Source organism: Oscillospiraceae bacterium NTUH-002-81 (assembly GCA_032620915.1).
Lineage (GTDB): Bacteria > Bacillota > Clostridia > Lachnospirales > Lachnospiraceae > JAGTTR01.
This window is the reverse complement of record CP136052.1, coordinates 1,234,416-1,256,359: the sequence shown is the minus strand read 5'-3', so window position 1 is coordinate 1,256,359 and position 21,944 is coordinate 1,234,416. Positions and strand designations below refer to the sequence as shown.

Annotated in this window: 15 protein-coding genes and 2 pseudogenes; 3 read left to right on the top strand and 14 right to left on the bottom strand. The window is 55.7% G+C overall.

Annotated features, from left to right (window positions below; all coding sequences use genetic code 11):
* Nucleotides 1–2 precede the first annotated feature (2 nt).
* From grpE to ispG, 5 genes are all read right to left on the bottom strand, one after another.
* Nucleotides 3–674, bottom strand: coding sequence for a nucleotide exchange factor GrpE (grpE, locus tag RJD28_05975; GenBank protein WNV59039.1), 672 nt, complete (start codon nt 672–674; stop codon nt 3–5).
* Nucleotides 674–1,732 carry a heat-inducible transcriptional repressor HrcA gene (hrcA, locus tag RJD28_05970; GenBank protein WNV59038.1) on the bottom strand — a complete coding sequence of 353 codons (1,059 nt, stop codon included), beginning with the start codon at nt 1,730–1,732 and terminating at the stop codon, nt 674–676. The genes grpE and hrcA overlap by 1 nt, the downstream gene beginning before the upstream one ends.
* A 470-nt stretch (nt 1,733–2,202) precedes the next feature.
* Nucleotides 2,203–2,859, bottom strand: a complete 657-nt coding sequence (locus RJD28_05965) for an HAD-IA family hydrolase (GenBank protein ID WNV59037.1) — start codon at nt 2,857–2,859, stop codon at nt 2,203–2,205.
* Nucleotides 2,860–3,064: 205 nt separating this feature from the next.
* Entirely contained in the window at nt 3,065–7,639 is a 4,575-nt protein-coding gene (locus RJD28_05960; GenBank protein ID WNV59036.1) for a PolC-type DNA polymerase III, read from the bottom strand.
* 6 nt (nt 7,640–7,645) lie between these two features.
* Complete coding sequence (gene ispG, locus RJD28_05955; protein ID WNV59035.1) at nt 7,646–8,701, bottom strand: flavodoxin-dependent (E)-4-hydroxy-3-methylbut-2-enyl-diphosphate synthase; 1,056 nt, start codon at nt 8,699–8,701, stop codon at nt 7,646–7,648.
* A gap of 85 nt (nt 8,702–8,786) precedes the next feature.
* On the opposite strand from ispG, the gene RJD28_05950 reads away from it, so the two are divergent.
* Nucleotides 8,787–9,761 (top strand): MBL fold metallo-hydrolase, encoded by a 975-nt coding sequence (locus RJD28_05950; protein WNV59034.1) that lies wholly within the window; start codon nt 8,787–8,789, stop codon nt 9,759–9,761.
* A 185-nt stretch (nt 9,762–9,946) separates the two neighbouring features.
* A pseudogene (locus RJD28_05945) lies at nt 9,947–10,051 on the top strand (TnpV protein).
* A 69-nt stretch (nt 10,052–10,120) separates the two neighbouring features.
* Here RJD28_05945 and RJD28_05940 read toward each other — a convergent pair.
* The 7 genes from RJD28_05940 to RJD28_05910 all read right to left on the bottom strand — a co-directional run bounded on the left by RJD28_05940 (nt 10,121) and on the right by RJD28_05910 (nt 19,843).
* Nucleotides 10,121–15,280, bottom strand: coding sequence for an InlB B-repeat-containing protein (locus RJD28_05940; protein WNV59033.1), 5,160 nt, complete (start codon nt 15,278–15,280; stop codon nt 10,121–10,123).
* A 101-nt stretch (nt 15,281–15,381) separates the two neighbouring features.
* The gene (locus RJD28_05935) at nt 15,382–17,292 is read right to left on the bottom strand and encodes a hypothetical protein (GenBank protein ID WNV59032.1); all 1,911 of its coding nucleotides are present in this window, start codon (nt 17,290–17,292) and stop codon (nt 15,382–15,384) included.
* A 156-nt stretch (nt 17,293–17,448) separates the two neighbouring features.
* The gene (locus tag RJD28_05930) at nt 17,449–18,078 is read right to left on the bottom strand and encodes a PrsW family glutamic-type intramembrane protease (protein WNV59031.1); all 630 of its coding nucleotides are present in this window, start codon (nt 18,076–18,078) and stop codon (nt 17,449–17,451) included.
* Nucleotides 18,075–18,701 carry a histidine kinase gene (locus tag RJD28_05925; protein ID WNV59030.1) on the bottom strand — a complete coding sequence of 209 codons (627 nt, stop codon included), beginning with the start codon at nt 18,699–18,701 and terminating at the stop codon, nt 18,075–18,077. Before RJD28_05925 ends, RJD28_05930 begins: the two co-directional genes overlap by 4 nt.
* Entirely contained in the window at nt 18,688–19,050 is a 363-nt protein-coding gene (locus tag RJD28_05920; protein ID WNV59029.1) for a DUF4179 domain-containing protein, read from the bottom strand. The genes RJD28_05925 and RJD28_05920 overlap by 14 nt, the downstream gene beginning before the upstream one ends.
* Nucleotides 19,037–19,585 (bottom strand): sigma-70 family RNA polymerase sigma factor, encoded by a 549-nt coding sequence (locus tag RJD28_05915; GenBank protein ID WNV59028.1) that lies wholly within the window; start codon nt 19,583–19,585, stop codon nt 19,037–19,039. The genes RJD28_05920 and RJD28_05915 overlap by 14 nt, the downstream gene beginning before the upstream one ends.
* A 48-nt stretch (nt 19,586–19,633) precedes the next feature.
* A complete protein-coding gene (locus RJD28_05910; GenBank protein WNV59027.1) occupies nt 19,634–19,843 on the bottom strand; it encodes a DNA-binding protein in 210 nt (69 codons plus the stop codon).
* A gap of 185 nt (nt 19,844–20,028) precedes the next feature.
* Between RJD28_05910 and RJD28_05905 the strand changes: the two genes are divergently transcribed.
* Entirely contained in the window at nt 20,029–20,229 is a 201-nt protein-coding gene (locus RJD28_05905) for a DUF4368 domain-containing protein (protein WNV59026.1), read from the top strand.
* 112 nt (nt 20,230–20,341) lie between these two features.
* Here the strand turns inward: RJD28_05905 and RJD28_05900 are convergent, their stop codons facing one another.
* A complete protein-coding gene (locus tag RJD28_05900; protein ID WNV59025.1) occupies nt 20,342–21,106 on the bottom strand; it encodes an amino acid ABC transporter ATP-binding protein in 765 nt (254 codons plus the stop codon).
* A 12-nt stretch (nt 21,107–21,118) separates the two neighbouring features.
* Nucleotides 21,119–21,770: pseudogene (locus RJD28_05895) on the bottom strand (amino acid ABC transporter permease).
* Nucleotides 21,771–21,944: the final 174 nt, after the last annotated feature.

The window sequence follows — 21,944 nt, the reverse complement described above, 5'->3', positions numbered from 1 at the left end:
TTTTAGTTGGCTACCTTTACCATGCTGTGACGGATCACGGAATCACGGTAGGTGTAACCTTTCTGGAATTCCTCTGCGACGACATTCTCGCCCAGGTTCTCATCTTCCACATGCATCACGGCATTGTGGAGGTTCGGATCGAATTCCTTTCCAACCGCCTCAATGGGCTTCACTTCGATGCTCTCCAGCGTCGTCATCAGCTGCTTGTAGGTCATCTCTACGCCTTGGGCAAAAGGCTCTGCCTTCTGCTCCTCGGTCAGACCTGCCAGACCTCGCTCGAAGTTATCAATGACCGGAAGGATCTTCTCCACCACGCTCTTGGCTCCCACCTCAAACATGGCTGCTTTCTCTTTCTCGGTTCTCTTGCGGAAGTTATCAAACTCCGCCATCTGGCGCTTCACCCGGTCGGTGAGCTCCTCTATCTGGATATCTTTCTTGTCTTTTTTGTCCTTCTTTTTCTTACCGAACAGCCCCTTCTTCTCCTGGCCGTCCTCTGCGGCAGCTTCCGCATCCTCTTCGGGCTCTTCCGCATCCTGTGCGTCTGCCTCTTCCGCCTCTGCAGCTTCTGCTGTCTCTTCTTCTGCGGCTTCCTCCGCAGCTGCTTCCGCCTGGCGTTTCGCCTCTTCCACTGCCTGTTTTACCGCATCTTCATTCTTGAATTCTTCGTTTCCCATTACTGATCACCACTTTCCTCTGGTGTCCCAGATCGTTTATAAATTCCATCCAGCTGTACCATCAGTGTCCGCATCGTCTGGATCACCTTGTCGTAATCCATTCGCTTCGGCCCGATGATGCCAACCGTTCCCTGCATGCCGTCTCCCAGATCGTAGGTGGCAGTCACCACACTGCAATCCTTCATCGCCTTTACCGGCGTCTCCTGACCGATATACACCTGAATGCCGGTGTTGCTGTTGTTTTCCATCGTATCGTCGATGAGGTTCGCCAGCTCCTGCTTCTCCTCCAGGGTGCCGATCAGCTCCGTTGCCCGGTCATTATCACTGAGCTCCGGATATTTCAAAATGTTCGTCGCACCGCTGGTGTAAATCTCCATGTCCTCGGTGCTGACCTGTATGGCCTCCGCCACAGCATCAATGACGCTGCTCACCACGTTCGTGTGGATCCCGGCCTGTTTCTTCAACCGGGAAATCATATCCAGGTTGATCTCCTCCAGCGTCAGCCCGTTCAGGCTTGTGTTCAGGAGGATGTTTAATTTCAGAAGCATCTCATTGTCCATGGCCTCGTCCAGGTCAATGATCTTGTTCTTGACAATGTTTCCCTCCACGACAATAACCGCCAGAAGCTGGCGTTCGTCCACAAGAGACAGCTGGATGAACTTCAGCTTGCTCCTGTGATATCTCGGGGAAGAAATAATGGAGGTATAATGGGTATTGTCCGCAAGCACCTTAGCTACCTGCTGCAGCACCTGCTCCATCTTGTCAGCCTTCTCGATCATCAGCTCTTTCATCTCTGTGATCTCCCGCTGCTTCTCCTCCATCATCGTGTCCACATACAGGCGATATCCTTTATCCGAAGGAATCCGGCCCGCCGACGTATGGGGCTGGAGAATCAGACCCATCTCTTCCAGGTCCGACATCTCATTGCGGATGGTCGCAGAACTTAAATTCAGATCGGAATATTTGGAAATCGTTCTCGATCCCACCGGCTCACCTGTCTCCAGATAATTGCGGATGATCGCTGTCAGGATTTTCTTCTTCCTGTCATCCAGTTCCATTCTGCTCCCTCCTTTTGATTTGTTAGCACTCATTACTTAGGAGTGCTAATATCTTATGTAGATAAACTAACACTTCCCCTATTCTTTGTCAATAGGTTTATAAAGATTTTATAATTTTATAATTTCAGTTCAGCCAAGCTTGCTTTCGGACGGATTTTATGCTCGCATAAAAATCCGGGCGGGAGAAAGCTTGGGCAGAGCGCCCGCTAATGAGCAAAAACCAGCTGCGTCAGCAGCGAAAAGCGCCGACAGGCGCGATTTTGCGAATGGGCGCGGCTGAACTGAAAACCCAGGGCAGAGCGCCCGGTAATGAGCAAAAGCCAGCTGCGTCAGCAGCGAAAAGCGCCGACAGGCGCGATTTTGCGAATGGGTGCGGCTGAACTGAAAGCCCGGGATATGCGCGGCTGAACTGAAAACGGCTCCGGGGTCACCCCAGAGCCGTTTTCAGTTCTCCCAGTGTTTCTATGATCTTATCCGGCACCGCTGCCATCTGTGCCCGTGCCGGCCTCGGATGCCCTTTCGGGCAATACCACACGGTCCGCATCCCGGCCGCTTTTTCCTCCTTTGATATCAGAAGTGAGGCTGTCGCCCACCATGACGGTCTCTTCTCTTTTGATGCCCGGCAATGCCGCAAAGCAGGCATCGTAAAAAGCGGCCGATGGCTTGTCCGCCTGCAGTTTCTCTGATATGAAGATATGAGCGAAATCTTTGTCCAGCCCGCTGTTGTGCAGCCGCTGCCGCTGCACATGGGCAGCGCCATTGGTGGCCAAGCAAAGCACATACTTTTCTTTCAGGTCGTCCAGCAGTTCTCTTGCCCCTTCTATATAGAAGTTTTCCCCTGCGGCCAGCTGATTTTCATACGCATCCGAGAGCCGGGCGCCGTCACCGGACACCCCCAGTTCTTCCAGCAGCCGGTCAAACCGGTACTGCATAACCTGTTCTCTCGTAAGATTTCCCAGCTCCAGCTGTTTCCAGTGGTAGTCATTGAGCTCATGATACCGGGCCAGCACCTCCGGTGTGGGGGTAATGCCGTAGCCGGGCAGCACCTTTTGCAGTGCCGCCCGCTCTGCCCGGTTAAAATCCAGCAACGTATTATCTAAATCAAAGAAGATTGCTTCTATAGCCATGTGAATCCTTTCTATATCTTCCATTTATTTTTCAAAACCGATTTTACAATTATGCATCCAAAACGCCTGCCTTCACAACACATCTATCCGTCAATACAAGCTAACACCACAGACTCTCGGAAACCATCCACACAACAATACCATCTGTTGCCGCAAGCCGGCGCGAACCAGGCACACACCGATACAATCTGATGCTGCAAACTGTCTACGTAAAATCAAACAGTGACAGCTGGTTGGACTCGGGCAGGTCGCCCAGCAGGTTCAGATCGTCCATGAGATCCACCACGGTCTTGGGCACCTTGGTGCGCTGCCGGAAGTCGTCTTTGGACAGGAACGGGCCGTCCTTGGCCGCATCCACAATGGCCTCCGCCGCCTTGTCTCCCATGCCGTCGATGGTTGCCAGGGCAGGCATCAGCTTTCCGTCGATGATCTGGAACCGGGACGCTTCCGCCCGGAAAATATCAATGGGCACAAAATCAAAGCCTCTGGCGTACATTTCCTGTACCAGCTTCATGTCCTTTAACGTATCTTCCTCTTTGTTGCTGAGCTGTTTGGCTTTTCGTCTGGCCTCGTAATCCTTCATATGATATTCCAGCCGCTCCTTTCCCAGGCACATGAGCTCATAGTTAAAGCTGGTAGCACGGATACTGAAATAGGCCGCATAATAGGCCAGCGGATGGTACACCTTACAGTAGGCGATCCGCCAGGCCATCATGACATAAGCCGCCGCATGGGCCTTGGGGAACATGTACTTGATCTTCTCGCAGGACCAGATATACCAGTCCGGCACGTCATGGGCGATCATATCCGCCTTCCACTCCGGCCAGTTATCACACTTTCCTTTGGCCACGGTACCCTTTCGGACAGCCTCCATGATCTTGAAGGATTCCTCGGAATCCAGCCCCTTGCTGATCAGGTAGATCATGATATCGTCACGGGTACAGATGGCCGTGGAAATGGTGGCTTTTCCTTCCAGGATCAGCGTCTGGGCATTGCCCAGCCATACGTCCGTTCCGTGGGCTAGTCCGGCGATTCGCACCAGATCAGAAAAGGACGTGGGTTTGGTATCAATCAGCATCTGCATAGCAAATTCCGTACCAAACTCCGGGATGCCAAGGGAACCCAGCCGGGTGCCGCCGATGTCCTCCGGCGTGATGCCCAGGGCGCTGGTGTTCTGGAACAGCGTCATCACCTTCCGGTCGTCCAGCGGGATTTTTTTCGCATCAAATCCAATGAGGTCTTCCAGCATACGGATCATGGTGGGATCATCGTGCCCCAGAATGTCCAGCTTCAGCAGGTTGTGGTCAATGGAGTGATAGTCAAAATGGGTGGTGATGATGTCCGTGGTCATATCGTTGGCCGGATGCTGTACCGGCGTAAAGCTGTTGATCTCCTCGCCCAGAGGCAGAACGATGATGCCGCCGGGGTGCTGGCCCGTCGTCCGGTGGATGCCCACACAGCCCGACGCGATCCGCTCGATCTCACAGCTTCGTTTTCGGATGCCTTTATCCTCAAAATACCCCCGGACATAGCCAAAGGCTGTCTTCTCCGCCACGGTACCGATGGTGCCCGCCCGGAACGTCTGCCCGGCACCGAAAATGACCTCCGTGTATTTGTGGGCATTACTCTGGTATTCCCCGGAGAAGTTCAGGTCGATATCCGGCTCCTTGTTTCCCTTGAATCCCAGGAACGTTTCAAAGGGGATGTCGAACCCGTCCTTTTTCAGCGGTGCGCCGCACACCGGACACGTTTTATCCGGCATATCACAGCCGGAACGGCCGCCAAAGGCTTTGACCTCCTCGGAATCAAAATCGCTGTAGTGGCAGGAGGCGCAGTAATAATGAGGGCTTAACGGATTGACCTCCGTGATACCGGCCATGGTTGCTACGAAGGAGGAACCGACGGAACCACGGGAGCCCACCAGATAGCCGTCCTCGTTGGATTTCCACACCAGCTTCTGGGCGATGATGTACATTACGGCGAACCCGTTGGAAATGATGGAGTTCAGTTCCCGCTCCAGCCGCTCGGTAACGATGTCCGGCAGATTTTCTCCGTAAATCTCATGGGCCTTGGTGTAGCAGATTTCCCGGAGCATTTTGTCCGAATCCGGGATGACCGGCGGGCATTTGTCGGGCCGCACCGGGGACAGGGGCTCGATGGCGTCCGCGATCCGGTTGGTGTTGGTGATGACCACCTCTTCCGCTTTCCGGCTGCCCAGATACTCGAATTCCTTCAACATTTCCTCGGTGGTGCGCAAAAACAGGGGTGCCTGATCGTCCGCGTCCTTGAAGCCCTTGCTGGCCATGATGATCCGGCGGTAAATCTCGTCCTCCGGGTTCAGGAAATGCACATCGCAGGTGGCAACCACCGGCTTGTTGAACTGCTCGCCCAGCGCCACGATCCGCCGGTTGTAGTCCCGCAGATCCTCCTCGGTCTGGGCCGCCGACTCGTTGTCCCGCAGCATGAACATGTTGTTGCCGATGGGCTGGATTTCCAGATAATCATAAAAATTCACGATCCGGGCAATGTCTTCCTCGGTGCTGTCCCGCACCAGCGCCCGGAACAGCTCTCCGGCCTCGCAGGCAGACCCCAGGATCAGTCCCTCCCGGTACTGCATAAGCAGGGATTTGGGGATCTTGGGCTGCCGCTGGAAATATTTCAGATGAGAGGCGGAGATCAGCCGGTACAGATTCAGCCGCCCCGTCTCGTTTTTCGCCAGAATGATGGCATGGTAGGAATGCAGCTTGCGGATGGCATCGTCGGAAAGTTTGCCGATCCGGTTCAGATCGTCCAGCGTGTAGACGTCCATCTTTTTCAGCATTTCCACAAATTTTACAAAAATCTCCGCCGTACAGCCCGCATCGTCCACGGCCCGGTGATGATTTTCCAGCGAAATATTCAGCGCCTTCGCCACCGTGTCCAGCTTGAACCGGTTCAGGTTGGGCAGCAGGATCCGGGCAATGGCCACCGTGTCCACGATGGTAAAATCCCGTTCCATGCCAAGAAGGCTTAAATTCCGCTTGATAAATCCCATATCGAAATCCGCATTGTGGGCCACCATGACGGCGTCCTGACAGAATGCCATGAATTCCGGCAGCACCTTGTCGATGGTGGGCGCATCCAGCACCATGTTGTCATTGATACCCGTCAGATGCTCGATCTCAAAGGGAATGGGCACTTGGGGGTTGACGAAGGTGCTGAACTTCTCCGTGATGACGCCGCCCACCACCTTCACGGCGCCGATCTCGATGATCTTGTTTTTCAGATTGGAAAAACCGGTCGTCTCGATATCGAACACCACATAGGTGTCGTCCAGCTTCTGGCCTTTGGCGTGCTGCACGATCTGTTTTAAGTCGTCCACCAGGTACGCCTCCACGCCGTAGATCACCTTGAAATCGCTGCCTTTGGGCACCGCGTGATTGGCGTCCGGGAACGCCTGGACAATGCCGTGGTCGGTGACCGCCAGCGCCTTGTGTCCCCAGGAAATGGCCGTGCCGATGAGATCCTTCACATCGGACACACCGTCCATATCGCTCATCTTCGTGTGGCAGTGCAGCTCCACCCGTTTCTGGGCGCTGGTGTCCATCCGCCGCACCCGGAAATCCGGGATCTTCTTGATGCCCACCACGGAACCGATGGTCAGCTCACTGTCAAATTTATCAATGGTGGTGACACCCTTCAGCTTAATGAAGCCACCCTGCTTCAGTCCACCCAGAATGTCACTTAAAAACTCGTTTTTTGTAAAAATCTTGATGCTCATGGTGTCGGTGAAATCCGTCACATTCATGATGATGATGGTCTTCTCGCCCCGGATCTCCCGGGTTTCCAGACTGCTGATCTGGCCCCGGACGGTCACCTCGCCCATCTCACCCAGAATCTGATCCATGGGGATGGCGTTGTCTTCAAAATCTCTTCCATATAAAACATCGGGATTATCGGAGCGCTTGTAGCCACCGGCAAAGCCGCCGCCGTTTTTCTGGAAGCCGCCTTTGCGGAACTCCTTCTTCTGGAACGTTCTGCCGCCTGCTGCCTGTCCGTTCTGGCCGCCCTTGTCCCTGGACGCGCCGGTCTGCCCGGCAGCTTTTTCTTTTGTTTCTTTGTCCCTGTTCTCCGCTTTTTCCGCCGGCTTCTCCGCCTTTGGCGCATCGTCCCAGGGCAGGTCTGCCCCCTTGGCTTCCAGCAGCGGCCCTTCCCCGGCTCCCTTCGTGTGGCGCACGATCTCCTGGATCTCCCTTGCGATCTGCTCCTCACTGTTTTTCCGGTATTTGCTCTCCTTGGGCGCCTCATACTCCACGGCGGTGATCAGATCCATGCCGCAGCGCTCGCAGAAAATCTTTTCCAGCACCCGGACGATCTCGTCACTTTTTTCCCGGGCAATGACACTGTCCGGGATGTGTAATGTCAGCTTCCGATCCTCGGTAAACTCCCATTTGGCCTGGGAAAACAGATTATACTCCACCCGGCTGTAATTTTTGAACTCCGTCAGGATACTGTCATAATACACATCCATCAGCGTCCGGGGGGAATACTGCTCCGACAGCCGGAATTTTTCAATGATCTTAATGGACATGCGCATCCGCGGAAACAGCTGCTGCCGGATAGTCTGCTCTGCCTTGTAGATCTGGGGCTTCTGGATGAGCCGCTCACTGTTCATATAAATGCGCAGAATGTCCCGGTTGCGGGTGGTCGCCACCCGCTCCACCTCTGTCTGTGCAAACAGATCCTGGATATCTTCACTTAATTTCAGTCCCGGAAATACTTCCATGAACGCTTTTGCCATGTATTTTTACGCCTCCCAGTGATCCAGCTCGTCCTTTAATGTGGACAGAAGCTGATCCTCCGGCACCTTGCGGATGACTTCCCCCTTACGGATGAGCAGTCCCTCCCCGATGCCGCCTGCAATACCGATGTCTGCCTCTTTTGCCTCGCCCGGGCCGTTGACCACGCAGCCCATGACTGCCACCTTGATGTCCAGCGGATAGCGCTGCACCAGATTCTCCACCTGGTTTGCCAGGCCAATAAGGTCAATGCTGGTGCGCCCGCAGGTGGGACATGATACCACCTCGATGCCGCCCTTTCGAAGGCCCAGCGTCCGCAGGATCAGCTTGGCCGACTTGATCTCCTCCACCGGATTGCCGGTCAGGGATACCCGGATGGTGTCGCCGATGCCCTGATACAAAATGATGCCCAGCCCCACCGACGACTTGATGTTGCCGGAAAGCACCGTGCCCGCCTCAGTAATCCCCACATGAAGCGGATAGGGCGTCTTTCCCGCCAGCAGCTCATGGGCCCGGACGCACATGAGCACGTCGGAAGACTTGATGCTGATGACCAAATTGTCATAACCCATATCCTCAATCAGGTGTACCTTGTCCAGGGCGCTCTCCACAATGCCCTCTGCCGTCACACCGTGATATTTCACCACCAGTTCCTTTTCCAGAGAACCACTGTTGACACCCACACGAATGGGAATGTTCCGCTCCCTGGCCACATCCACCACTGCCTGCACCCGTTCCCGGCTTCCAATATTACCAGGATTGATGCGGATCTTATCCGCGCCGTTTTCCATGGCGGCAATGGCCAGCCGGTAGTCAAAATGAATGTCCGCCACCAGCGGGATATGGATCTGTTTTTTGATCTCGGGCAGTGCTTTCGCCGCCTCCATGGTAGGCACGGTGCAGCGGATGATCTCGCAGCCCGCCGCCTCCAGCTCCTGAATCTGGGCCACCGTGGCGGCCACATCCTCGGTTCTTGTATTGGTCATGGACTGGATCAGGATGGGATTGCCCCCGCCAATGACCCGGTCTCCGATTCTGATCACTTTGGTATTGGAACGAAACATGTGTATTTCCTCCTCATTTTTTACTTTCCTTCTTATTCTAACACGGGTATACTAAATGTACAACAAATGACAAATGAGGTTTTTTATGAAAGAAATTCTTCCCCATATCTATATGGGCACGATCCCGGCGGAGAAATCCACCCAGAATGACGTGAATATTTATATGATCCACCAGGGAGAACAGACGCTGTTCATCGACTGCGGTTATGACACTACCTCCTCGCTGGCCTTTTTTGAGCATGTATTTGAGACCTTTCATCTGCAGCCGGAGAAAACTGCCCTGCTGCTCACCCATTACCACATTGACCACGTGGGCATGGTGTGGTGGTTCCGGCAAAAAGGTGCTGCCATCTACATGAGTGCGCCGGAGTACGAGGACGCCCGCACCGGTCTGACCCGCATCCGCACGGATATCGGCTACACCTGTGGCTTCCACGATGCAGAAATTTCCATCATCGGCCAGCGGGTATTTGATCCGAGAGATTACCGTCCCTTTTTCCACGATGTGAAAGTTCTCTCTCCCGGGGACGTGCTGGCCATCGGCCCCTACCGGCTGCAGGCCATGGCGCTGCCCGGCCACACCCCGGGACAGCTGGGGCTGTACGAGGCGGCCCACGGCATCCTGTTCTGCGGCGACCATATCATCCGCCGCCTGGCCCCGGTCATCCTCACCGAAACCCGGGATCAGCATTTTCTGCACATTTACGAGGATGCCCTGCAGCAGGTGGCTGACCTGCACCTGCACTGGCTCTTTCCCGCCCACAATGACGCGATTTGCGGGGAAGCAGACATTCGGAAGGCCATTGAGGACATCCGCATTTCCTACCGGCATCTGTGCGGCACCGCCCAGCTGGTGCTGAAAGCCTCCCGGCATCCCCTCACCGCCTATGAGATCACCTGCAAGATCTATCACCGCACCCGTACAGAGCTACGCCCGGTACTGGGGCTGCGGCAATATCTCATGGCCCAGAAGGTACTCACCTGCCTGGAAGCGCTGTACGATGAAGGAAAATTGCATAGAGACACAGACCGGCACGGGGCACTGATCTACTGGCAGTAATTATCCAAAAAACAAAAAAAGTCCCGAAAGGGTAGTTTCCAATAAGACAGTATGAGGACATTACTGACATAGGGTAGCTGCCGTACAGGAGTGCAACAAGAAAAATTGGCGATACTTGGTTTTCACAACCAGGTATCGCCTTTTTCTATCTTTAACAGAATGTTTGAATCTTATTGGAGGTACATATGATGCAGGAACTGAACTATATTCGTTGTGGTGATTACTATATTCCCGACATTCGCTTATCGGAGGAATCCAGACCTATTGGTCGGTGGGGACGTATGCACAGAGATTCCTGACGAATGAAGCCGAAAAAGGGGCGCGGGGCTATTTGCCCGCGCCCCTAAAGGTGAGCCTGTTTACTTTTCGATGCTTTGCAGCGATTTTTCCTCACGCCGCCGCCTGATCTGCCATGTGATCAGCGCAAGGCATCCGGCAAGAGATGTGCAGAGGGAGATCCCCCACAAGCCTAACACGCTGCTGTCGTCGGTCTGCGGGACTATGGTCACGCGCCAGCCTGCATACACGGTCATATCCTTCGTCAGATAAACGCCGGAAACCTTGTTTGTCAGGCTGCGTTCGCTGTACCAGCCCGTAAAGGCATAGCCGCTTCTTTTCGGCACATACTTCGACAGGTCAATGAGGGCGTTGTAGCTGCCGCTGACGGGAGAAAGCTTATCCCCGCCGTTCGTTTCAAAGGTCAGCGTGTAATAGACGGGCGGGTTGTAGCCGCCGCCGATGTACGTCCAGTGGGCGTAGACGGTGGTATTTGCAGAGAATACGGTATCCGTCGTAACCTTCGTACCGCCGCTCTTTTCGGTGTACCAGCCATCGAAGTTGTGCTTGCTCCGGGAGGCACTGGGCAGCGAACTTAGCTTCTGATTGGTGGTGGTCATGCTGCCGACAGAGGGCGTACCATCGCCCGCGTCAAAGGTGACGATGAACTCGGTGGGTGCAGACACGTCCTCCTCGAAGATTGCCTTGATCTCCACGTTGGCGTTCGGCATGGTGAACTTATTGTCCTTGATGGTCACGCCGCCGCTCATGACCTGCCACTCCTTGAAGTGGTAGCCGGTGTTTGGCTTGGCGGTCAGGGTGATCTCCGTACCGACCACGGCTTTTGCATGAGAGACGGAAGCCGTTCCGTTTCCGTCCGTTTTCACGGTGATGGTAAACTCAGTAGGTGCAGGAACGTCCTCCTCGAAGACAGCCTTGACCTCCACGTTGTCGTTCGGCATGGTGAACTTATTGTCCTTGATGGTCACGCTGCCGCTCATGACCTGCCACTCCTTGAAGTGGTAGCCCTTGTTGGGCGTGGCGGTCAGGGTGATCTCTGTGCCGGCCACGGCCTTTGCTTGAGATGCGGACGCCGTGCCGTTGCCGCCGCTGGTCACAGTGACGGTGAACAGCTCCTCGACCTTATCCTCCACCGTCAGCGTGCCGTTGACCCTGTTGAGCGAATACCGCTCGTCCCAGCCGGATTTGAGGATGGCAGCGGGGACAACGGTGTAGGTCCCGGGGGTATTCCTCGCCGTATCCACCGTGACCTCCGCGCCGTCTGCGTCAAGCAGCCGATAGGAAAGGGCGTTGTCCAGCACCGTATCCTGGTCATCCGTGCGTCCTTCGCTATCCAGCAGGCCGGTACAACTCACAAGGTCTGTTGGCAGCGCATCGCCCTTGGTGATGGTTGCGCTGCCTGCCGTCACGGTGAGACCTCGCACAACGACCGTGCCACCGGCGAAAACAGAACTATGCGTCCATGGCGACCACGACGCCGTGGTATCGGATACATAGAGAATATCGATATAGGTCCGGCCCGCCTTGATCGCCCTGACCTTCGTCGTATAGTGGGACACCCCCGGCTCGCTGGTCGTATCGACGGTTTCCTCGTAAATTTCAAAGATTCCCTGCTCTCGCATAATCGCCGACCAGGTGCCGTTTTCGCCGGGATTTATCGCCTTCCACTTGTAAGTGCGGGTATCTCCGTAGACCCAGTCGCTTACATCGAGTGGTGCTCTGAAGCCTGCAAAGAGATACTGGCGCACGGTCAGCGGAGCGGTAATGGGCGCGTAGTCATCGCTGGTGATGGTGACGGTGTAGACGTCTGTTTTCAGCTGCTCGCCACCCGCCTCATTTTTAGCATAGCTCAGAAGCCCGTCATTATCTACGCTGATGCTGTCCAGAATAGATGGAGACGCGGGCGGTGTGATGGCCGTGATCTTTGCACCCTTGGGCACCTCCCCCGGCTTGAAGAAATCCGCCGCCGTCCGTGTGCCTTGCTGCGCAAAATACATACCTCCTCTGGTCGGAATGATCCGAACCACAGGGTCTACCAGATCCCCTGCGGAAGGCGCGTCTTTCTCGAAGATGGCCTTGATCTCCACCTCGCTGTCCGGCATGGTGAACTTATCGTCCTTGATAGTCACATTGCCGCGCATGACCTGCCACTCCTTGAAGTGGTATCCCTCGTCGGGCGTTGCGGTCAGGGTGATCGTCGTACCGGCGGTAGCGGTGGAAGGAGTTGCGGCACCGGTGCCGTTGCCGTCATTGCTGACGGTGACGGTGTGCTCGACTGCGGGGGTGTTGGTTATCGTAATAGACAGCTCCTTCTTATCGTTGCCCACGCTGTTGAGAGCTCGAACGGTAAATTGGGCGGTCTGTTCCGCAGTGGGCGTGCCGCTGATCTCGCCGGTGGTTTGTTTCAGCGTCAAGCCATCGGGCAGCTCGCCGCTGAAAAGTTCCCACAGAATGAAGCCTCCCCCAGTTGCCTGAAGCTGATGGTGGTACGGCGTGCCGACCGTGCCGCCGGGCAGCGTCGTGGTAGTAATCGCCGGCGCATTCTCCGAACCCAGGAGCTTCACCCGGATCGCGGCTGTTACCGCAGGCTCCGGCTGCTGATATCTGTGCTCGTCGTTAGCGTCGAATACCAGCGTACCGGGGATGGTCTGCCAAGCCGTGGACTGCGCGTCATAGGACGATTCCTCCCACGAAACCTCTATGCCAACCCTGAGACCGTCGATGGCCTCGACGACCACAATTTCCGGCAGATTAAGCCCTGCAAAGGTCGTACCGAGTTTCTTCTCCGTAATGGGATCCGGCTCCTCGCAGCGCTTGAAGGTATTTTTGATGACGTTGACCTTGATCGTGGTCTCCGCCTTCCGGTAGCCGCGCTGGTCAGTCGGCGTGAATACCACCGTCACAACGTTCTCGCCCAGCTCGTCAAACCATCCGGGCGTGCCCTCCTGGAAGGAGAACGTGCCGGGGACGACGGTATCCGTCCCCTTGACCTTTGCCACGCCGTCCGCAAAAACGGCGCTTGCCCCGCCTGTGGCTCCCATCTCGAAGATCCGATTGACGAACATGGTATTGTCGGGCAGCGTAAAATCGCCGTTTTTCCACCGGAAGACGGGCGGCTGCGTGATCTCCGTCTCCACCGGGTCGGCCTGCAGCGTGACCTTTACCACGCCTCTGAGGTCGGCGCCCTCGGGTACGATGTAGTACTTCTCAAATTCGGCGCGGTTGACTGTACCGTAGATGGTCTGCTCCTCATACGAATTGGGGTCGTAGTTTGAATCGTCCCACTTGATGATGCCGGGCACATTGCCGTTCAGCCCGCTTCCCTCGTGGTTTGGTTCATCGGCCGCCGCGAAGAAATAGAACGCGTTCGGCAGACCGAGATCTTCAAAGGCTGTTCCAATCTTTTTATTGTCAATATACGATGTATTGGCTTGCCTGAATTTGCGGGGAATGACGTCCACGTTGACGGTACATTCCGCCGTGCTGAACCTCAGCCGGTCATAGGGGGTGAAGGTGACCTTGAGCGCCAGCAACCCCACCTGAACAAGCCCGCCGCCTCTGTTCCAGTAGCCGTATTTTTCCTGCTCCTCGTTCAGAGTGAACACGCCGGGAACCGTTTCGCCATCTGCCGTGGCTTTTCCGCCGGAAAGATACTCGTCGGAAAAGGCGAGCTGGCAAAAATCACCGCTGTATATCTGCCTGGAGTAGGTGGGCGGCTCAAGCGTTGGCACAATGGCTCCGTCGCCAATGAGTGTGATTCTGGCGATGGCCTTGACCGTGCTTGTCGGCTCCAGCTCATCCTCGTAGCGGCTTTCTTCAACATGCAGCTGGCCGGTAATGATCTGCTCGCCACGAGCGTTCGGGTCATAGGAGGAGCTGTCCCATGTCACGGGGATGGGAAAGAAGATCCTGCCGGTGTTGGTCTTTACCTCGACGAAGTGAGGAAGCCACAGATCCTCAAACGCCGTGCCCAACGGCACGTCGGGGAGGTCTTCCTCTATGACGCTTGTGATCGTGTACTTGATCCCCGTCACGATGACGATACATTCCGCTGTGGCGTATGTCTCCGCGTCGTCGGGGGTAAAGAGGATTTCCATGCGGTTTTCGCCCGGGTCTACTACGCCGCCCCAATTGTGCTTGAAGCGGAACGAGCCGGGAACAACAGTGTCCGTACCATCGACCTTTGCTTCGCCGCCTTTGAGATCTCCATCAAGGTACTGATCGCCGACATACCCCTTGGAGGGCAGCGTGGGCGGGGTGGTGATGACCGTTTTGGTGAGCTGCAAAAGCTCTCCGTAGGCCGTATGACAGGTTTCGCAAATGGCCTTCTCCGTGCCGGTGGCCTTGCCGCCGGAGCAGCTGCCTGTTTCGGTATGGCTGCTGTCCGTGGCGCAGGTGCGTGTGTGCGTTCCGTTGCCGTTGGAGGTCCATTCGCCCCAGCTATGATTGTGCACCTCCCATATGGCGTAGATGGTTTCGCTCAAAGACGGATGTACCATCAGGTAATTCCAATAATATCCCTCTTCGCGAAGATACCTTGGTTCCCCATTCGGACTATCTGCCCAACCCTTGAAGGTATATCCGTCACGGGTTGGAATTTTTTCTGATATGGGGATCCATACAGATAATTCCGAGCTGATCTTGCTCTCACTTGGCGGCGCGCCGCTGCCGCCGTTGGCATCGTAATGCAGCGTATAGGTGTATTGGGTGGCAGCGGGACGGACTGCGCCGAGCAGAGGCATTGGCGTTTTGCCGTCCTTGGAATCGCAAATCTCACATACATAGGTGCAGGGTTTTCCCATGGCAGCCGGTGCGTAGCCGCAATCCTTGCCATGCGCGTGCTTGCAGTCTGATGCTTGAAGGATGCAGCCGCTTTTCTCGGTGCACTCATGGACGCATTCCGTCGGTGCTGCGTTTTCGGCCTCTGATAAGCCGTCGGCATTCTCCGACACGCTTTCCGCCGGGTAGCATTCCGCCGTATGCGCATGGACGCACCGGGTTATGAGACTATGACATTCCTCCGTGTGCTCATGAGAACAGGGAATTTCCGCTGTCCCTTCGGTATAGCCGCAGGCCTCGTCATGCTCCGGGTGGTGTTCGCACAGACCGCCCGGGTTCGATGCGCGTGCGCCGGTCTCTCCCTCCGCCGCGAAGGCAGGCGCAGGCAGCATGGTCAGCACCATGCTGAGGCAGAGCAGCAGCGATAATAGCGTTCGCTTCATGTCGTTTCCTCCTTAGAACCTTCGTTTTGTCTGTTCTTCTCATGCAGCCGCCCGAAAATAGTTGTCAAGCGCTGCCTTCCTGAGTAAAATCAGGCTTTTAATCAGGAAATAGTATCAAACGGGGCTTTTTTCTTTTTCAGTACAATATACAGAATCAAGCCGATGTTGCCGAGCAGCGCAAGGCCGGCGGCGAAACCGATGACAATCAGAACGGGTGAAGTCACACAGACGCTGTCAGAGCTTGCGGGAGCGGCTGAATCCGCTGCGGCACTTACGCCGGTATCGGCTTCACCGATCCACCAGTGGCCGTTTTCACCGATGAATGGGGTCAGACCGTCCTTACCATCCGCGCCGACCACCTTGCCGAGATTGACTGTCGTGCCGTCGGTATAGCTGAGGACAAGCTCGCCGGCCGCATTGATCTCCGCTTTGGAGATCCCGACCCCATCCTTACCGCTTTTGCCGTCAGAACCGGTCGCTCCGCTTCTGCCGGGGCTGCCCTTGTCGCCCTTGACGGAAGCCCGCACGCCGGTGTCGGTGTCGCCCAGCCACCAGTTGCCGTTTGTGCCTATGTATGGGGCAAGCCCGTCCGTGCCGTCCTTGCCATTGGCACCATCCCTGCCGTCTTTGCCTGCTGTTCCGGTATCACCTTTATCCCCGGTTGCCTTCACGTTGAGGGAAGTCCAGGTCTGTCTGCCGTCATAGGAAATCTCCCAGATGTTATCACTGCCGATTCTGAGCTGCGGTGTTATGCCGTCTGCACCGTCCTTGCCGTCCTGACCGTCGGCGCCCTGCTCACCTTTATCCCCGGTTGCCTTCACGTTGAGGGAAGCCCAGGTCTGTCCGCCGTCATAGGAAATCTCCCAGATGCTATCACTGCCGATTCTGAGCTGCGGTGTTATGCCGTCTGCACCGTCCTTGCCGTCCTGACCGTCGGCGCCCTGCTCGCCCTTTTCACCGGTTGCCCTCACGCCGAGAGACGTCCAGGTTGCGCCGTCGTCATAGGAGACCTCCCACTCGTTTGTTCTGGTATTGATGCGAAACTTCGGCGCGGCTGCGCTGGTCGGCGGCTCCGGATTCTCTTTCCATATAGCATAGATAGTCGAGGTGGTAACGGGTGTAAAGTTATATGGGACCAGGACGCTATGATAAGCCCCGGCAACGCCGTACTTATATAACGCCGTACCATTTGGACTGTTTCCCCACCCCTCGAATATATATCCGTCACGAACCGGAATCATACTTGATACGGGAATCCATACACTTCTCTCTGAGCTGTACACAACCTGATCCGGAGGCACATTGGCTCCGCCATATCCGTCGTAATGCAGCACATAGGTGTATTGTGTGGTAGCAGGACTGGCTATATTGCTCGAAACCTTTGGTGCTGTAACGCCGGATGCTTCTGCCGAGTCAACCGGGTCTGCGCCGCCGTCTCCGGATTCACGGATTTCGCACACATGGCCACAGGGTGTCCCCGGGGCATCTTCTGCCCCTTCGGTATAGCCGCAGGCCTCGTCATGCTCCGGGTGGTGTTCGCACAGACCGCCCGGGTTCGATGCGCGTGCGCCGGTCTCTCCCTCCGCCGCGAAGGCAGGCGCAGGCTGCATGGTCAGCACCATGCAGCATAGGAGCAGGATGCTGAGTATTTGTTTCTTCATTGGCTTTTCTCCTCCTGTTCGTGTCGGTTCGGTTTGTCCGCCCCGTCTTTTTTCTGGTTTTCTCTGTTTCTGAGCCGGAAGCACAGCGCGGTGATCGCCGCTGCCGCGGCAAAGGGAGACGACGGCCACCAGCACATAGCCGCCCGCGTCCTCCCGCAGCAGCATCGCGCCGAAGCTGCCCCATGCGGCGGTCTGTCCCCGCCCGGCGACCGTGCCCGCCGCCTGCATCAGTGCCGCGAACAGCAGCATACACATAGCGCTCAGTCCATAAATGCCGCGCCGCTGCCTCCGGCGGGTGTTTTCCCGCACCCGCTGCTTGACGAGTGCGACCCGTCTTGCGGTATCGTACATATTGTTTGAACCCCTTTCCGGTTTGTCTGGAACTGTGATAAAAACCCTTTCACTTATATAGGTACAAAAAAACGAAAAAACTCTCACCCAAAACGAAAAATTTTTCAAAAAATTTGAGAGCTGCCAAAAAGCAGCTCTCAATGGGTGAATGTTCGGTTATTCCCTCTGCGACAAGCGGAAAGCGGACAGCTTTCCCGCCGCCACCAGCAGCACCGGCAGGGCGTAGGCGATGTACTGCGCCGCGCCGCCGTGGACAATGAGCAGATTATAGATGGCGTGGAGGGTAATGGCCGCGCCCAGCAGGCCGCAGGTGCCTGCGATCTTCAGCCACGTCCGCTGCCACGTGTATGCAAGCCCGCCGCCCACGATCAGTCCGCAGAGGACGTGCATCGCTCCCGTGCCGAAGCCCCGGAAGAAGATGAAGGAGAAGCGGTCCGCGCCGTTCTGGATCAGATAGCAGACGTTTTCAAAGGTGGCAAAGCTCAGGGCGAGCGTTATTGCGGCAGTCTTGATCTTATCCCCCTCCGGCTCGAACACCAGAAGATAGAACACCAGCGGCAGCAGCTTCATCATTTCCTCCACCACCGGCGCAATCTCCGCCGTGGCGGCAAGGGCGTCCGCCTGACACACCGCCGCAAGGAAGGTGTTGATATAGGCCGAAAGCAGGCACACCCCCATCCCGGCAATGCAGAACAGGAAGAAGCGGAGCTGCCGCCTGCCCATGCACAAAGCGGCCACCAGCAGCGGGGACACCATGCAGATAAAAATATTCTCGATGTAGGTCATGCTTCCACCGCCTTTCTCGTGGCAGGCAGCAGGCCGAGAATGGCGAGCGTCAGCAGCATATCGCACCAGAAGGTGGGGCTTTCCGGAGAGGTGTTCGGCCAGAAGCAGCCCGCCGTCCAGAGCAGATACTCCGCGAACGCAAAGCACAGCACGCCGATGTGGAAGTGCCGCACATTCCGCGCCGCGCCCGTCTGCGTTTTCGCATAGGAAAGACCGCGTATGGCACAGAAGGAGAGGTTCATCATCATGCCGCACCAGATCAGATTGGAGAGGATGTCTCCAAAGGCGCAGTAGAACGCCAGCAGCGGAAGGCCGAACGCAGGCGCAAGCCATGCCCTGCGGCAGCGGAAGCTGCGCTCGTCCTGACTGGTGAGCGTGGCCTGCAAAATGCGCAGGAAAATTACGCTGGCCACCCAGCCGAACTCCGATACATAAAAGACCCGCGGTGTGGTATCGAACAGCAGCAGATACAGCGTCCAGTAAAGCGCGCCGAAGGCGAAGCAGCCGTAGAAGCACAGCAGCAGAAAGTACGCCTGCCGGTGGCTTTTCCGGTAGGATATGCCCGAAAGCAGTGCGCCGACGAACGTGGTCAGTAATTGCAGCAGGTTCTCAATCAGCTCCATGAATCCCCTCGCTTTCCTCGTTCTGATCGTCCTCCCGGTTCATCTGCCGGATGCGAAAGCACAGGATGGTCACGCACACGCCAAGCAAAAACGCCAGCAGCCCGATGACGATGTATCCCAAGGCAGCGCCGCCGTGAAAGATGCTGGCTGCCGTTTCAAAGCCGGAATAATCGCCGGTCTGGAGGTTTGCGGCAATACCAGGCATGGCGAGGGACGCGCCTACAAGCAGCGCAAGGCACGCCGCCACAGCGGAAGCCATGGTGATCGTATTGCGCCGCCGCCGTTTCTCCCGCTCAATTTTGGCGATGCGCCGCTTGGTCTCCGCGACACGTTCCTCATGACTCCGCATTTGTGATTCCCTCCCGTTCCAGCAGCCTTCGCAGACTCTCTTTTCCGCGATACACCATGTTGGTGATCTGTTTTACCGTTTTCCCCGTGACCTCCGCCGCCTGCGCGTAGCTCATATCCTCAAAATAGGTGAGATATAAAACCTCCCGATAGTCCGGGTTCATTTCGCTCATGCAGAAATGCAGAATGCGGTTTCGCTCCTCCGTCCGGATAACCTCCTCCGTCAGCAGCCGCCCGTCCGGCTCGCCGGTCAGCTCGTCGAGGCTGAACAGGGGCTTCCGCTTGCTCTTATGGCGCAGCGCCATGTGCCGTGCCGCCTTATAGAGATACGCCTTGAAGCCGCCGTCCCGTATCTTCGGCTTTTTCGTGAACAGATAGGCGAAAACGTCCAGCATCAGCTCCTCAGACTCGTGAACGTCGTGCAGATAGCCGTCAATATACAGGGTCAGGGGGGCGCCGTATTTCTTCATCAGGGCCTCCAGCCCCGCGTCGTCGCCGTTCAGATATTGCCGGTAGAAAGCCTCGTCGCAGACCATATCGTTCACTTCCTTTTTGCGGATGCTTCAAATGCAGAGGGGTATCCGTCAGGTGCTTGTCCTGCCGGGATCGCGGCGCTGTTCCTGAAAGCGCGGGTCGGACGGCTTTTCCGCGTTTTCCGGGATCGCCCATGATCGCCCGAACCGGGACGCACCGGGGATCCGCCCCTCGGCGCAATATTGGTTGACCCGCCGCTCTGACACGCCCCAACGGTAGGACGCCTCCCGAATGGAGATATAGCCCTTGATCCCGTTCATACCGCACCTCCGCATGGATAATACTCAACACGATACATTATATACGAATATCCGAAGAAACACAAGGCGTCTGGTGAAGTGGGCAGCGAAAAGTTACGGATAGGAGCGACATTTTTTGAAAAAGTCCTCCAAAACTGGCCAAAACGCCCTGTTCGGATTGTAGTATGGGTAGAGGGGGAAATACGGTGGTACGAAGTAGAAAAAGTTTCACAGGCTCGGAGAAACTGACACCCACTATTCTGAACGATATGGTCAACGCCGTATATGTTCATGCACCGGACAAGTCCAGCGGACACCGAGTGCAAGATGTGACCATCAGCTACAACTATATCGGCATACTCCCCGCCAATTTACTCTATGACGTTATGAACGGAAAAGCGGCATGATTACTCATGCCGCCTTCCCGAAAACATTATTATACTGTTTTATTGGACCGCCCCGAAGAGTGCTATAATTATGCCTTCTTTCGGGACTTTTCTACGAAACTATAAAAGCGCTTTATCCCAGCTCATGATATCTCCCCAGGAATTCTCTCGTCCGCTCGTTGGTGGACTTGAACATCTCTTCCGGTGTAGTCTCCTCTACGATCACACCCTTGTCCATGAAAATCATCCGGTTGGATACCTCTCTGGCAAAATTCATCTCGTGGGTGACGATGACCATGGTCATCTTCTCCTTCGCCAGTTCCCGGATGACTTTGAGGATCTCCAGTGTCAGTTCCGGATCCAGCGCAGATGTGGGCTCATCGAAAAACAGGATCTTCGGCTTCATGGCCAGCGCCCGGGCAATGGATACCCGCTGCTGCTGTCCGCCGGAGAGTTCACAGGGATATGCAGTTCCCCTGTGCTCCAGTCCCATTTTCGCCAGAAGGGCTTCCGCCTCTTTCTGCACCTCATCCTTATTCCGTTTCTGCACACAGATCGGTGCATCCATGATGTTTTTCAGCACCGAATAGTGGGGAAACAGATTAAAGTTCTGGAACACCAGACTGAAATACTGCTGGATTTTTTTCAGATCTCCCTGTTTTGCATAAACACTGTGTCCATTGGCATCGTTCCAGGCTGCCTTTTCTCCCAGATAGATCAGTTCGCCGCCGTCCATCTGCTCCAGCAGGGTGGCGCACCGCAGCAGCGTGGATTTCCCCGAACCGGAAGGCCCAATGATGGAGATGACCTCGCCCTCTTCCACAGAAAAAGAAATGTCCTTTAAGACTTCCGTGTCTCCGAAGGATTTTCTGATATGATTCATTTCCAGAAGTTTCATTGTCCATCCCTCCTAACGGTAATAGCTGAGCTTCTTCTCCAGCCACTCCATGATGGTGGCAACGAGAAGGTTGAAAACATAGTAGAAAATACCGGCAATGGCGAACGGCATCATGGTTGTCTCGGCTGCAGCGATCTGCTTGGCGATGGAAAACATCTCCATGTAAACCAGTGCAAAGGCCAGGGACGTGTCCTTGACCAGCGTGATCACCTCGTTGGTGACCGCCGGAAGGATCCGCTTGATGACCTGAGGCAGGATGATCTTGCCGAAGGTCTGTACCTTATTGTAGCCGAGAATCCGGGCCGCCTCATACCTGCCCCGCCGGCATGGATTCGATACCGGAGCGGTAGATCTCTGCAAAATAAGCCGCATAGTTGACAGAAAAGCCGATGAGAATGGCAATATACCGATAGGCACCGCCGATGGACATGCCAAACAGATAATACGGTCCATAGAACACCACCAGCAGCTGCAGCATCAGCGGCGTTCCTCTCATGATGGAAATATAGATTTTAAACAGGAACCGGATCACCGGATTTTTTGACATCCGTCCAAAGGAGACAAGCAGTCCCAGCGGAAGGGAAAAAATCAGCGTCCAGCAAAAAATCCCCACAGATTTCATCATTCCTGTGGAAAGCTGCACCAGCATCGTATTCAGGGTCATGGCATTTCCTCCGTTCTTACGGCATTTTCATCATTTGTGCTGCCGCATCGCCGGAAAAAACATCAACCGATATTTTCTCCGGCCATAAAGCAGCCGGGTGACAGAACAGCAAAATGCGAGGGTGTCCTGCCGGGAAAGGCCAGAACCTTTCCCGGCAGAAAGCACCCTCACAAA

Excerpts from the sequence above, each read along its gene's own strand:
- grpE (WNV59039.1), bottom strand. The coding sequence starts at position 674 with ATGGGAAACGAAGAATTCAAGAATGAAGATGCGGTAAAACAGGCAGTG.
- hrcA (WNV59038.1), bottom strand. The coding sequence starts at position 1,732 with ATGGAACTGGATGACAGGAAGAAGAAAATCCTGACAGCGATCATCCGC.
- RJD28_05965 (WNV59037.1), bottom strand. The coding sequence starts at position 2,859 with ATGGCTATAGAAGCAATCTTCTTTGATTTAGATAATACGTTGCTGGAT.
- RJD28_05960 (WNV59036.1), bottom strand. The coding sequence starts at position 7,639 with ATGGCAAAAGCGTTCATGGAAGTATTTCCGGGACTGAAATTAAGTGAA.
- ispG (WNV59035.1), bottom strand. The coding sequence starts at position 8,701 with ATGTTTCGTTCCAATACCAAAGTGATCAGAATCGGAGACCGGGTCATT.
- RJD28_05950 (WNV59034.1), top strand. The coding sequence starts at position 8,787 with ATGAAAGAAATTCTTCCCCATATCTATATGGGCACGATCCCGGCGGAG.
- RJD28_05940 (WNV59033.1), bottom strand. The coding sequence starts at position 15,280 with ATGAAGCGAACGCTATTATCGCTGCTGCTCTGCCTCAGCATGGTGCTG.
- RJD28_05935 (WNV59032.1), bottom strand. The coding sequence starts at position 17,292 with ATGTACGATACCGCAAGACGGGTCGCACTCGTCAAGCAGCGGGTGCGG.
- RJD28_05930 (WNV59031.1), bottom strand. The coding sequence starts at position 18,078 with ATGACCTACATCGAGAATATTTTTATCTGCATGGTGTCCCCGCTGCTG.
- RJD28_05925 (WNV59030.1), bottom strand. The coding sequence starts at position 18,701 with ATGGAGCTGATTGAGAACCTGCTGCAATTACTGACCACGTTCGTCGGC.
- RJD28_05920 (WNV59029.1), bottom strand. The coding sequence starts at position 19,050 with ATGCGGAGTCATGAGGAACGTGTCGCGGAGACCAAGCGGCGCATCGCC.
- RJD28_05915 (WNV59028.1), bottom strand. The coding sequence starts at position 19,585 with ATGGTCTGCGACGAGGCTTTCTACCGGCAATATCTGAACGGCGACGAC.
- RJD28_05910 (WNV59027.1), bottom strand. The coding sequence starts at position 19,843 with ATGAACGGGATCAAGGGCTATATCTCCATTCGGGAGGCGTCCTACCGT.
- RJD28_05900 (WNV59025.1), bottom strand. The coding sequence starts at position 21,106 with ATGAAACTTCTGGAAATGAATCATATCAGAAAATCCTTCGGAGACACG.